Origin of the sequence: Pseudomonas qingdaonensis, assembly GCF_018398475.1 — a bacterium.
GTDB classification, from domain to species: Bacteria; Pseudomonadota; Gammaproteobacteria; order Pseudomonadales; family Pseudomonadaceae; genus Aquipseudomonas; species Aquipseudomonas palmensis.
Genome location: NZ_CP074676.1, coordinates 2792079 through 2804886, shown reverse-complemented (window position 1 = coordinate 2804886; position 12808 = coordinate 2792079). Strand labels below are relative to the sequence as shown.

11 protein-coding genes and 1 pseudogene are annotated in these 12808 nt (G+C 64.6%); 5 read left to right on the top strand and 7 right to left on the bottom strand.

What is annotated here, in order from left to right; translation table 11 throughout:
- Positions 1-50 precede the first annotated feature (50 nt).
- The 6 genes and pseudogenes from KH389_RS12775 to KH389_RS12745 all read right to left on the bottom strand — a co-directional run bounded on the left by KH389_RS12775 (position 51) and on the right by KH389_RS12745 (position 8101).
- Positions 51-1235, bottom strand: a complete 1185-nt coding sequence (locus KH389_RS12775; protein ID WP_054914492.1) for an iron-containing alcohol dehydrogenase — start codon at positions 1233-1235, stop codon at positions 51-53.
- A 10-nt stretch (positions 1236-1245) separates the two neighbouring features.
- Positions 1246-2742 (bottom strand): aldehyde dehydrogenase family protein, encoded by a 1497-nt coding sequence (locus KH389_RS12770; RefSeq protein WP_213607433.1) that lies wholly within the window; start codon positions 2740-2742, stop codon positions 1246-1248.
- A 158-nt stretch (positions 2743-2900) separates the two neighbouring features.
- A pseudogene (locus KH389_RS27320) lies at positions 2901-4268 on the bottom strand (APC family permease).
- Positions 4269-4537: 269 nt separating this feature from the next.
- Complete coding sequence (locus tag KH389_RS12755; RefSeq protein ID WP_213607430.1) at positions 4538-5437, bottom strand: proline iminopeptidase-family hydrolase; 900 nt, start codon at positions 5435-5437, stop codon at positions 4538-4540.
- 188 nt (positions 5438-5625) lie between these two features.
- Positions 5626-6702, bottom strand: a complete 1077-nt coding sequence (locus KH389_RS12750) for a hypothetical protein (RefSeq protein WP_196932212.1) — start codon at positions 6700-6702, stop codon at positions 5626-5628.
- A 58-nt stretch (positions 6703-6760) separates the two neighbouring features.
- Positions 6761-8101 carry a diguanylate cyclase gene (locus tag KH389_RS12745; protein ID WP_173925049.1) on the bottom strand — a complete coding sequence of 447 codons (1341 nt, stop codon included), beginning with the start codon at positions 8099-8101 and terminating at the stop codon, positions 6761-6763.
- A gap of 259 nt (positions 8102-8360) precedes the next feature.
- Here KH389_RS12745 and KH389_RS12740 point away from each other — a divergent pair, with 259 nt between their 5' ends.
- Complete coding sequence (locus KH389_RS12740; protein WP_229590118.1) at positions 8361-9287, top strand: class I SAM-dependent methyltransferase; 927 nt, start codon at positions 8361-8363, stop codon at positions 9285-9287.
- Positions 9288-9317: 30 nt separating this feature from the next.
- Here the strand turns inward: KH389_RS12740 and KH389_RS12735 are convergent, their stop codons facing one another.
- Positions 9318-10091, bottom strand: coding sequence for an ABC transporter ATP-binding protein (locus tag KH389_RS12735; protein WP_043861240.1), 774 nt, complete (start codon positions 10089-10091; stop codon positions 9318-9320).
- A 433-nt stretch (positions 10092-10524) separates the two neighbouring features.
- On the opposite strand from KH389_RS12735, the gene KH389_RS12730 reads away from it, so the two are divergent.
- From KH389_RS12730 to KH389_RS12715, 4 genes are read left to right on the top strand one after another with little or no spacing between them, the layout of a single operon-like run.
- Positions 10525-11079 (top strand): phage tail protein, encoded by a 555-nt coding sequence (locus KH389_RS12730; RefSeq protein WP_054914486.1) that lies wholly within the window; start codon positions 10525-10527, stop codon positions 11077-11079.
- A gap of 29 nt (positions 11080-11108) precedes the next feature.
- Positions 11109-11666, top strand: a complete 558-nt coding sequence (locus KH389_RS12725; protein WP_116053949.1) for a phage tail protein — start codon at positions 11109-11111, stop codon at positions 11664-11666.
- A 35-nt stretch (positions 11667-11701) separates the two neighbouring features.
- Positions 11702-12241: a phage tail protein gene (locus tag KH389_RS12720; RefSeq protein ID WP_043861237.1), complete on the top strand. Its 540-nt coding sequence runs from the start codon at positions 11702-11704 to the stop codon at positions 12239-12241.
- A complete protein-coding gene (locus tag KH389_RS12715; RefSeq protein ID WP_058540207.1) occupies positions 12234-12779 on the top strand; it encodes a GNAT family N-acetyltransferase in 546 nt (181 codons plus the stop codon). Before KH389_RS12720 ends, KH389_RS12715 begins: the two co-directional genes overlap by 8 nt.
- The last annotated feature ends 29 nt before the right edge of the window (positions 12780-12808 follow it).

The following is a 12808-nucleotide window of genomic DNA, read 5'->3' as shown; positions in this document are numbered from 1 at the left end:
CCTTTTTTTATTGGTCTGGTTGCACGGCTAAGCGGAAAACAGCGGGTTCATCAATCGCGGGCGTGGTTGATCGCCTGGGTCAACAGCGCCTCCAGTTGCGCCTGGGTGCTGTCGCGCGGGTTGGTCAGCCGCGCCGGGTCGCCCATGGCCTTGCGTGCCACGGCGCCGACATCGGCCTGGCGGACCCCGAGCTCGGCCAGCGACCTGGGAATCTCCAGGCGGTCGAGCAAGGCGCACACGGCGTTGTAGAAGGTCTCGAACTCGGCGTCCGGCAAGCCCAGGGCCTGCGCCACCGGCATCAGGCGCGGGGTGATCTGCGCCTGGTTGTAGCGCAGCACCACCGGCAGGATGACCGCGTTGGTCAACCCATGGTGGGTGTTGTAGGTGGCGCCCACCATATGGCTCAGTGCGTGCACCAGCCCCAGGCCCTTGAGAAACGCCACGCCGGCCAGGCACGAGCCGATCAGCATGTTGCCCCGCGCCTCCAGGTCGTGACCGCGTTCGACGGCGGTGTCGATCGAGCCCCACAGCAGCGTCAATGCCTGCAACGCGGCGCCATCGCTGAGCGGGTTGAAGCTGGGCACGAAGTAGGCTTCCAGGGCATGGATGATCGCATCGCACCCGGTCCATGCGGTCAGGTTGGCCGGCAGGCTCTGGGTCAGCTCCGGGTCCAGGATCACCGCCGCCGGGCGCGCCCGTGGGTGCCACACGCAGCCCTTGATGCCGCGCCCGGTGTCGGTGAGCATCGCGGTGCTCTCGGTTTCGGCGCCGGTGCCGGCGGTGGTGGGAATCGCGATCACCGGCGCAAAGTCCGCCGCACTGAAACCTGCCGGCACCGGCTTGTCGAAGTCGAAGGCCCACAGCTCGCTGCGCTGCTGACGGGCGACCAGGGCCACCGCCTTGCCGCCGTCCAGGCCACTGCCGCCCCCCAGCGCGATGATGCCGTCGGCGCCCCAGGCCCGATAGGCTGCGGCACCGGCCAGTACCGACTGGTCGGTGGGGTTGGGCTCGATGCCGCCGTACAGGCCGCAGGCAAGCCCCGCCTCGGTCAGGCTGCGCTGCAGTTCATCCACGAAGGGCAGGCGCAGCGAGCCCTGGTCGGTGATGATGATCGGTCGGCTGATGTTGAAGTCCCGGCACAGCCTGGCCAGGTGATGACGCGCACCCGGGCCGTACTCGATGGGCAGTGGCACGGTCCATTGTTGCGGGTTCAAGGCTGAAAGCGTGTTTTGCATGGGGTTGACCTCAACGGCAGCGCAGGATGGTGGATTTCAATTCGGTGTACTTGCCCAGCGCATGGGCCGAATTGTCCCGGCCATTGCCGGACTCCTTGAACCCGCCAAACGGGAAGTTCATGTCCACCAGTTCGTCATAGCAGTTGACCCACACCGTGCCGGCCCTGAGCTGGCGGGTGGCGCGGTGAATGGTTCCAAGGTCGGATGACCACACCGCCGCCGCCAGGCCGAACTCGGTCTGGTTGGCGATGGCGATGGCCTCATCGAGGGTGTCGAAGGGAATCACCACCAGCACCGGGCCGAAGATTTCCTCGTTGGCGATACGCGCGGTTGCGTCCGGGGCAAGGAAGATCGTCGGCTCCAGGTAGGCGCCTGCCCCCACCGGCGAGAGCGCCTGGCCGCCCTTGAGCAACTGCGCCTCGTGCCGGCCTGTTTCGATGTAGCGCTGGACGCGCTCGAACTGCACCGCGTCGATGATCGCACCCGTGACGCTGGCCGGGTCCAGGGGGTGCCCCGGGTAATAGCTGTCGGTGGCCACGAGCAGTTCGCGCAGCAGCGGCTCGATCACCGAGCGCTGCACCAGCAGACGCGACCCGGCGCTGCATACCTGGCCCATGTTGGCGAAGATCGCCGCTGCTGCCGACTGCGCGGCCTGGGTGATATCCGCGCAATCGGCCATGACGATATTGGCCGACTTGCCGCCCAGCTCCAGCCATACACGCTTGAGATTGGAGGCGGCGGCGTTCTGGGCGATCTGCCGCCCCACCGCGCCGGAGCCGGTGAAGGCGATACAGTCGACGTCGCCATGCAGGCTCAGCTCGCGCCCTACCGCGCCATCACCGGGGAGCACGTTGAACACCCCAGCCGGAACACCCGCTTCCATCGCCAGGGCGGCGATGCGCAAGGCGCTCAACGGGGTTTTCTCCGACGGCTTGAGCAGCACGCTGTTGCCGGCTGCCAGGGCCGGGGCGAACTTCCAGGCGGCCATCAGCAGCGGGTAGTTCCAGGGCACCACCGCCGCCACCACGCCCAGCGGCTGCTGGGTCACGGTGCCGAAGAACTGCGGGTCGGTGGCCGGCACCTCACCGTGCACCTTGTCGATCAGTTCGGCAAACCAGCGCAGGCAGTAGATCGTGCCCGGCAGGTCGGCACCAATGGTATCGGCAATCGGCTTGCCGCTGTCCAGGGTCTCCAGCAGCGCCAGCTCGTCGGTATGCGCCTCGAGCAGTGCGGCCCACTTCAGCAGCACCGCCTTGCGCTCGCGGGCCGCCAGCTCGCTCCACACGCCGGCCTCGAAGCTGCGCCGCGCAGCAGCCACGGCCAGGTCCACATCGGCCTTCGCGCACTGGGCCACCGCCGCGAGCACGGCGTCGTCAACCGGGCTGCGGGTGCAGAAGGTCGCCCCGTCTTGCGCGTCCACATAGCGCCCGTCGATGAATGCCCTGCCCTCCAGCGGCAACGTTGCTGCCTTGTCGAGCCAATAGGCCCTGTCTTTGAGTCGTGTCACTGCAATACCCCGTCTTGTTCTTGTCAGGCTGGGGCAATCCTAGGCGATACTGAAAATATCTTCAATAAAGATCAAGGCCGTTACTGAATTTATTTTCAATAAAAAATGCCCGCATGAGCGGGCATTGTTCCAGGCGATGCATGGGCAGCAGCGTGCAGTCAGTCAGTCCAGGTCAGCGAGGGCGCCCCCCGCCGGCGCATCACCCAGGCAATCAGCAGGCCGCCGAGCATCCAGGCGGCGCCCAGCACCTTGGCGTGCACGTTGGTGCTCCACAGCGCATAGCTCAACAGCAGCACGCCCAGCACCGGGGACACCCCATGGCTGAACAGCTGCGCCTGGCCGATCTTCCTGAAGTAGATCATCACCGACACGTGCAACAGGATGTAGGCGGTCAGCGCGCCGAACGTGACCAGGGTCACCATCACATCCAGATAGCCGGCCCCGGCGAACGCCACCACGAACGAAACCAGCGCAACCGTGACGATGGCGTTGGCAGGCACGTTGGTGCGGGCACTGATACGGCTCAGGTACGCGGGCAGGCGCTTGTCCCGCGACATGCTGAACAGCACCCGCGCCGTGGTCGCCTGGGACACCAGGGTGTTGGCCATCAGCGCGATGATGCCGCTGGTCAGGGTGATCACCGGCAGAAACCAGGCCCCGACGATCTCGGCACTGAGGGTATAGAACGCGGTGTCGGCAGCGGCGCCCTGGTACACCGTGCCCAGCGGCACGAACACTGCCGCCAGGTACACCTGCCCCACGAACAGCACCGTGACCAGCATCAGCAGCATCATCGTGGCTCTGGAGACCGTCTCCCCGCCCCCCTTGGCCTCTTCGTTCAGGGTCGACACCGCGTCGAATCCGATGTAGCTGAGGGCTGCAATCGGTACGGCGGCGAACACCATGGCCATGGAGAAGTCGGAGCGGTTGTAGAATGGCGCGATGAAGTGCTCCAGGGTCGGCTTGAGTTCGATGATGCGAGAGGTGGCGAAGGCGGCGAACAGAAACAGCACCACCAGCTAGATCAGCAGCAGCACCTTGCTCAACCTGGCATTCATCTCGATGCCCATCAGGTTGACCGCCGTGGGCACCGCAACGAAGGTGACCAGCCACACCGTGGTCGGCACCTGCGGGAACTGCGCCGACAGCGCCGCCGCCCCCAGCACCGCCAGCAGTGCCGGCAGCAGCAGGTAATCGAGCAGAATCGCCCAGCCGGCCACGAAGCCCAGGCTGCTGTTGGTGCCGTGGGTGACATAGGAATAGACCGAGCCGGCCAGGGGGATCTTCCTGGCCATCTGGCTGTAGCTGATGGCGCTGAAGATCATCGCGACGGCGGCCACCAGGTACACCAGCGCCACCATGCCGGCGGAGGTGTTGTAGATAAGCCCGAACACGCTGACCGGGGCGATGGGCACGAAATACAGCAGGCCATAGGCGAGCACATCGGAAAAGCTCAGTACCCGTTTGAGCCCTGCCTGCTCCGGGTCTTGTGTACTGGGGGTATCTGACGCATTGGCAATCGACATGGGCAATCTCCGAAGCAATAGATCGTCGAGGCGCAACCCCCTGCTTCGCCAGGGGCCTGGGTCGACTTGTTTTTTATAGTTTTATCCATGACTTCAAGGGTCGGTACAGCGCGCGCGGGGCTGCGTGCGCTGTACCGGGGCTGCTTCCTGCAAGGGGCAAGTATCAAAGTGGGCCACCAGGCGAACAAGCGACCATTGCGCATGCAATCAGTCGTCGGCGGAATGATCCCCAGCGGTGCCGCCCTGGCTGTGCATCGACCCGACGGCATTCAGGTGCGCGGGGTCGCCTTGGCAATGAAGGCGCGCAGGTGCCTGAAGAAGGGTTCGGGGTTTTCGATATGCGGCATGTGGGAGGCCTCGGGTATGCAGCAGAACTCGGCGCCCCTGACCATCGCCGCGAAGGCCCGGCCCGATTCGGGGGTGCCTTCGTCGTGGGCCCCGCACATGAACAGCGTGGGCACCTCGATCGACGCCAGCTTCGGGGTCAGGTCCAGGTCCGCCAGTGTGCCGGTGCCGAAGAACTCGGTGGGGCCCCACATGTAGCCGTACAGTTCGGTCGCGCAATTGTCCATCGTGTCGACCACGATCTGCGGCCAGGGCTGCACGCGGCACAGGTGACGCACATAGAACGCGTTGACCGCCTCCAGGTACTCGGGGCTGGTGAAGTCGCGCTGCGCCTCGCACCGGCGCATCACCGCCTGCAGGTGGTCGGGCAACTGCGCCTTCAATCGCTCGCAGTCCGCCATCCAGCGCTTGGCATCGACCAACGGCCCCGACAGCGCCAGCGAGCACAGCCCGGCCGGCTGCCGGGCCGCATAGTTGATGGCGATGCTGCAGCCCCACGAGCTGGCAAACAGATGCACCTGTCCCAGGCCCAGGTGCTCGCGAACGGCATCTATCTCGTCGGTAAAACGCTCCAGCGTCCATTTGCGTGTGTCGCCCACCCGCTGCGAGCGTCCGCAATCGAGCTGGTCGTACAGCACCACGCTGCGGTCAGGCACCAGTTCGAGCAGCGGCAGCAGGTAGTCATGGGAGTTGCCGGGGCCGCCATGCAGCACGATCAGCGGTACGGCACCGCTGTTGGCCGAGCGGTTGAGCCGGTACCAGACCTTCCCACCCGGCACATCGATATGGCCGCTTTCATCTGGCACAGCAGCGTAGTCACTCACGAGCACCTCCAACCTTGTGATTTTTATTCTGTTGGCGCACGCCCCCGAACCCGCAAGCCCGGTACTGACGCGGGAACAGGCGGTCGTCGCCCTGCTCGAGTCTTAGGGCACGAAGGGGCTGGCACAAGCGAAAAAAAATGGGCTGGTCCTGAATTATTTTCCTGACCTACCGTGGCGCTGCGGCACGCTCAGGGCGGCGGCGCGAACAGCACGGGCCGCGCTGCATCGGCGCCCAGTACACAGGCCACGTCATGCGCGCAACCTGGCACGATGACCATGCGCCTGGGCGTGCGCGGCTTGAGCACGGCCTGTTCATAGGCGGCATACGCCAGCCCTCGCTGCAATCGGAAAGGCCCCTGCAACATGGCCGCGCAGGATTTGTCGAGAATCGGGTAGAACGTACCCTTGTCGGCACTGCTGTCGAGGGCACCTTCCAGGTAATCGACCTGGGCCGCCGCATAGTGTGCGCGGGCCTGCGCGCCGGTACGCGGCAGATAGCCAGGCAGCGACTGGGTGCCGTACTTCCAGTGGTCATAGGCACAGGCCGGGGACGTCGCCGGCACGTCGAAGCGCCAGGTGCAGCCCCCCGTACCACAGGCCTCCCACGGCACCGTTCGCTCGCCCCGCAGGGGCACGGGGCGAACCGGGTCGAAGTACAGCCAGCTGCCCGGGTCGGCGATCACATAGCGCAGCGCCACACCCGCCGGCGGGTCGGCGGCAAAACCGATGCTGTGCTGGAGCATCTGCGCACCGGCCGAAAATCCCACCAGGGTCACACTGCGCAGGCTCGGCCACTGCCGGGCCAGTTCGCCCAGCAAGGCGTCCAGTGCCGCAAAGGCGCCAAGCGGATGGGCGCCCAGCGAGGGAGCCCCCGCCAGCCAGCCGGCACAGCTCCACAGCGCGTCGCCCGGTTGAGCGCCGGGCGTGTCCGGCATGCTGCAACGCCCGGCCTGCGCCGGCGCCACCTGATACAGCGGCGCCACCACCAGGGTACGCGGCAACCGGCCCGCAGCACGTGCCGCTTGCAAGCCGGCCTCGAAGCTGCGCCCGACATCGCGCGGATGCCCGTGCAGTATCAGCAGTGCCGTCTGCGGGCCGTGGGGGTCGCCGGGCCTTGGCGCGCGCGATGCGTAGTAATGCATCTGGCCTGCACCTGCCGGCAACGCGAAGCTGTGCAGGCACTGCGGGCCGGCCTGGCGCCCGCAGTGGCCGCGCTCGGCGGCGAGCGCGCCACTGGCCGTCAGCCACAGCACTGTCAACCACATAACGCTGCGCCAGAGGCGCCTTGGCGTGTGCATCGTCGCCTCCATCAGGCTTGGCCTGTCACTCCGGCGAGGTCAGTTCCCCGTACGCCACCACCCGGTTCCGGCCGCCCTGCTTGGCCTGGTACATGGCCTGGTCGGCCTGTCGCAGCAGGTGCTGGTAGTCGGGGTGGCCGTTGTAGGTGGCCATGCCGATGCTCACGGTGACCTGGTGCCTGCGGCCTTCGGTCAGTTGCAGCTTTTCCGCTTCGACCTTGCGCCGCAACTTCTGCGCCACCTTCATGGCGTTGGCGCTGTCGATGTCCACCAGGATCATCAGGAACTCCTCGCCCCCCATGCGGAACACGTAGTCCCCCGCGCGGCTGTGGCTGCTGAGGATCTCGGCGATCTGCTGCAGAATCGCGTCGCCGGCTTCGTGACCGAAGTTGTCGTTGATCGACTTGAAGTTGTCGATATCCACCGAGAACACCGAAAACGTCTGCCCGGTCTTCTGCGCGATGGCGATCTCGTTGCCGATCACCACCGGCAGGAACTTGCGGTTGAGCATGCGTGTGAGCACGTCGCGGCCGCTTTCCAGCTCGTTGGCAGTGTTGAACAGGTTGTCGAGGTTGAACATCAGGCTCTTGGTCTGGTCGCGAATGTCGCGCAGCAGGCGCATGCGCGTCTCCTGCTCGTGCATCGAGGCAAGAAACATGGGCAGCAACACGTCATCCATGTGACGGATGATCTTCAGGATCTGATCGCTTTCGCTTGTGTTCTGGAAGGCGTAGGCGCCCTTGTGACGGAACCACAGGCCGAAATCAGAGGCCGCGAGCCTGGGCAGGTTCACGCCGTTGGAGCCCATGGCCAGGTCGAACATCAGGCTGTTTTCCCAGTCCAGCAAGGCGCCGCGCTGACGCTCGCGCTCGGTGCTGATGTTCTGCAGCACCGAGAACAGCCGGTAGCCTTCCTCGTTGCGCGAGTTGCGGTCATGGGACCGCGAATAGGCGTGGCTCATGATTTCCATGGCCAGGTCCATGGTTTCGCTGGCCAGGCGCAATGCCTGCGCCTCGCTGGCCCACTGCTGTTCGAGAATCAGCTGGAACAGCAACTTCTTCAGGTGCCGCGCACCACTGAGCACCAGGTGCAGCGGCACGTCGATGCGCGCATGCACTTCCCCCACCTGCTTCTGCAGGGCAACCAGCGGCATGCAGTCATCGGTGGGCGACACCGAATAGACCCGCACCAGCCAGGCCTGCATCGAACTGCCCAGGCGGCTCTTGACCTCGTCGTGGGACAGGATCAGCGAAGCATTGGGGTCGGCCAGCATGTGTTCATAGAACCGCGCGGCCAGCATGACCTTGTTGCGCTCGACAAGGCCCTGCAACGATTGGGTCAGCGTGCATGGGTACTGGGAAACCATGCTGTGCCATTCTTTGGCTTGTACTTCCGGGGAAACGCTTGGCATGTGTGGCCTATTTTCAATTCAGCAAGAAGCCTGATGCCTACACGAATCACAAGAGGCTTCGGCACTGGACGAACCAACCGGGTTCGCCCGCCGGGTATTCTATTGCACGCTGCGCGGGAAGTCTTTGAACGCGAGCGCTGCGTACCCGGCTCAATACTTGCGCGGCCCTGCCGATAGCCTGCGCAAGGCATTTTTTCAGAGGAAGCAAGCGTCGATGAACCATAAAGGCATGGCCTTGGCCAGCAAATACTGTCAGGGCCGCGGCCTGGAGATCGGTGCCGCCGCGCATAATGCGTTCTACCTGCCGGACTGCATCAACCTGGCCCCCTGCGATGGCGAGGCATTCCTGTACCCGCAGGACCTGGAAGACTACACGCACTACAAGCAGGAACAGGCCAACTACCACGTCGAGCCCGCCAGGGTCGACGCGCTGGGCGACTTCCTGGATATCCCCTTTGCCGACCAGACCTTCGACTACCTGATCACTTCCCACGTCATCGAGCATGTGCCCAACCTGCTGGCGGCCTACGTGGAGTCATCCCGGGTGGTGAAGGACGGTGGCGTGTTCTTCTGCATCTTCCCCAACCGCAACGCCGAGCCCACCGACCGCATCCGCGCGCTGACCACCCTGGAACAGATGATCGACGCCTACGAAAAGCGCGTCGACATGAGCACGATCGACGCGCACCTGTGGCGTGGCCATCACCTGGTGTTCTCCCTGCAGAGCATGCTGCGGGCCGTCAACCTGATCAACAACGTCGGGCTGGGGCACTGGCTGGTCGAAAGCGTCGAGCAGACCGACTCCAAGGTCGGCAACGGCCATACGGTTGTACTGCGCAAGCAGGTCGGCCTGGCGAACCTGATGATCAAGGATGGCGCCCAGTTGAATCACGAGATCGGCACGCGCCTGCGGGCCCAGGACCTGACCGGCGCCCTGCACCTGGTGAAGGTGGCGCTGTCGTTCGACTTCTTCAACGCCTATCACCTGTACCTGGCCTTTGCCCTCAGCTGCCAACTGGACAACGCTCGCGAGGGGCTGGAGTTCCTGCGTCAGGCACTGATCATCGACCCGGAAAACGAAGAGTACCGCCAGCTGTTCGTGCAGTTCACCGGCGGCCCGTTCATCAACCCTGTGCCCTGACCCCGCCGAGCCGGCCGCACGCAGGCCGGTTCAGGCGTGCCAGCAACGGTACCAGCCATCCTGTTCGCTGATGCGCAGCTGCGTCTGGTACAGCTGCGACAGTGCCGCGCTGGTCAGCACCTCGGCCTTGGGCCCGTCGGCCACGATGCGCCCCTGGCTAAGCAGCACCACACGCTCGATCTCCGGGATGATCTCGTCGATATGGTGGGTGGTGATGATCATGGCGTGCTCCTCGGCGCAGAAGCTGCGCAGCAACCTCAGCATGCCCAGGCTCGCCCCCATGTCCAGGCCGTTGGCCGGCTCGTCGAGAATCAGCGCACTGGGCCGGTGAACCAGCGCGCGGGCCAGCAGCAGGCGGCGCTTCTGCCCGGTGGACAGGCGCTGGAACATGGTGCTTTCGTACCCGGCCATTTCCACCTCGGCCAGCAGCGCACGCGCCTGCGCCAGTTGCTCGTCATCGGGCTGCAGATGGCCATGGGCACCGATGGCGCCGAAAAAGCCCGACGCCACCACATCCAGCGCCTGGGTGTGCGGGGTGTAGTCTTCCTGCAGGTCCTGGGACACGAACCCCAGGCGACTGCGCAGTGCCCACAGGTTGACGGTGTCGCTGCCGAACAGCTTCAGGTGGCTGCCTTCGCGCTCCACCGGGTACAGCTCGCGGGTGATCAGCTTGAGCAGGGTGCTTTTGCCGGCCCCGTTGGGGCCCAGGATGGCGACCTTCTCGCCGGCACCGATGTGTAGGGAGAAACCGTCCAGCACACGGTTGTGCTGCTGGTAGGCGGTGACATTGTGGAAATCGATCATGGCTTGCTCGTCAGTGCGGCACGGAAAAGAACCCGGATCTTTCCACAGCACGCAGCCACTGGCTACAGGGCACGGCCAGGTGCCCATGAATGCCGGGCGCGACGTGTGTCTGGCGCCAGATTACCGACAGCCGCCCCGCGTCAAACAATCGTTTGAAAAAAATCGTCGAAATACCCATTTTCAGTGATGGCAATGCGTCACTACCTCGCCTAGCATCAACCCACCTCCCGAGGGCCGCTTCGCCGGACCCTCTGCCTGTTATCGCAACCATGGAAGGAACGCTCATGAAGAAGCGCAGATGGAAGCTGGAACGGCCACAAGCCGTGATCGATAACCGCCTTACCTAGCTAGTCAGCTCTGCCGTGATTGTCACTCACTTGCCTGCAAGTGGGTTTTTTTTGGTGCCTGAGAAACATGATGGAGGTTTGTTCATATGGAACCTTTCGTGGGTGAAATCCGCCTGTTCCCGTACAACTTCGTGCCCAAGGGTTGGCTGCCGTGCGACGGACGCCTGTTATCCACCCAAACCAACGCTGCACTGTTTTCCTTGCTCGGCACCCAGTTCGGCAGCTCCGGCAACAACCTGTTTGCCCTGCCTGACCTGCGCGGGCGCACCGCGCTGGCCCGGAACAGCACCGGCACCCCTGACCCCGGCCTGAGCAATCATACCCAGGGCCAGTCAGCCGGCACCGAGAAAGAAACACTGCCCGCCGCCGCACTCGCCCAGCATACCCATGAGGTCTATGTATCCGATGCCCTGGGCAACAGCGGGCCGGCCGGTGCGTTCCCGGCCACCAGTGCCAACCTGGCAACCCCACCGGTCGCTTCGCGCAGCACCTACGTCAAGTTCGACAGTAGCAAGCAGCAAGCGCTCAACCCGGCAACGATTCAGCCCACGCCACCCCAACAGCCCCTGGACAACATGCAGCCTTCGCTGGTGCTGCAGTACTGCATCGCCAGTGTTGGCGTTTACCCACCGCGCCCGTGAACACGCTCCTTCACATCAAGGAATGAACCATGTCTGAAGCCTTTATCGGGGAAATCCGTCTGTTCGCAGGCAACTACGAGCCACAGGACTGGGCACTGTGCAATGGCCAGCTGTTGTCGATCCAGCAGAACCAGGTGTTGTTCACGCTGTTGGGCACCACCTATGGCGGTGATGGGGTCAACACCTTCGCCCTGCCCGACCTGCGCGGCCGGGTACCGGTAGGCGCCGGCGCAGGCCCCGGCCTCACGCAGCGCAACCTGGGCCAGGCAATGGGCAGTGCACAGACCTCCATTGGCGTGCAACACATGCCCGCTCACTCGCATACCTTTTACGCCAGCACGCAGTTGGCCGATGCCGCCTCGCCGGTCGACACCCAGGCACCGGCCTCGCGCACGCTCGGGGTCTTCACCGCGCAAAGCTCGACCAAGGGGCTGTACAGCAACGGCGGCACCAACCCCAACGTCACACTGAATTCCGCGGCAGTGTCGGTGGCGCCAGGCGGCGGGCAACCACATGCCAACCTGATGGGCAGCATGGCGCTCAACTACATCATCGCGCTGGCCGGGATCTACCCGTCGCAGCAGTAAGCCCACCCCTCTCTGAATCAAGGAAAGAGCATTCCATGGACGCTTTCTATGGTGAAATCAGGCTTCTGCCCTACAGTTTCGTGCCGCAGAATTTTCTTCCCTGCGACGGGCGTTCGTTGTTGATCCAGCAGTACAGCGTGCTGTTTTCGGTGATCGGCAACCGATTCGGCGGCGATGGCAAGACCACGTTCATGCTGCCCAATCTCAATGGTCGTGTGGTGATGGGAGCCGGCCAGGGTACCGGGTTGCCAAACGCAGCCTTCGCCAGTACCGCTGGCGCCGACAAGGTAGCGCTCAATTCCTTGAACTACCCGCCACACAACCATGGGTTCACCGCGCGCGATGGTACCGAGCCGGACCAGAGGGTCGACATCCCGAGCACCACCACTTACCTCGCCCAGCCACGCAACATCAACCTGTACAACACTGTGGGCACCACGCAGACGCTGGCCGAAGGCAGCATGACTGACGCCGGCACTGGCAACGGCAACATCGAGCGCAACCTGATGCAACCCTACCTGGCGCTGGCGTACTGCATCTGCGTCGAAGGGGAGTACCCGATCCGCAATGACTAGCCTCGAGCGCCTGGCCCGCCTGTTGCCATCGTCGTTCGTTCCCGGCCTGCGCCTGCAGGCCGAGGCGGATGACGGGTTTCTGCGCGCGCTGTTCGTGACGCGCCGCTGGGAAGAGGTGCGTGCCGCACCAGGGTGGACCGACGCGCAGCGGGTCGCGTTTCTGCACGCCCAAGCCGAGCTGCAGCAACGCCACTACGCCCTGCACTATCGCTCGGCCGAATTCCTGTTGCTGGAGCACCAGGGGCAACCGATCGGCAGGTTGTGCCTGCAGGTGGACGCCAGCGAAGTGCGGGTGGTCGATATCGCCTTGCTGCCTGCCTGGCAGGGCAAGGGGCTGGGCAGCACCCTTCTGGCTGCGGTGCTCGCGCTGGCCGACGGCCAGCACACGCGCTGTGCCCTGAGTGTGGAGCCGTTCAACCCGGCGCGCCGGCTGTATGCGCGCCTGGGCTTCGAGGTAGTTAGCGAGCAGGGCTTGTACCTGCAGATGCAACGGCCACTGACGCAGACCTGTGCCGAGGGTGCCCCCATGGAACCCTGACCACGCCGCCGTTACCTCCACGCTGCAAA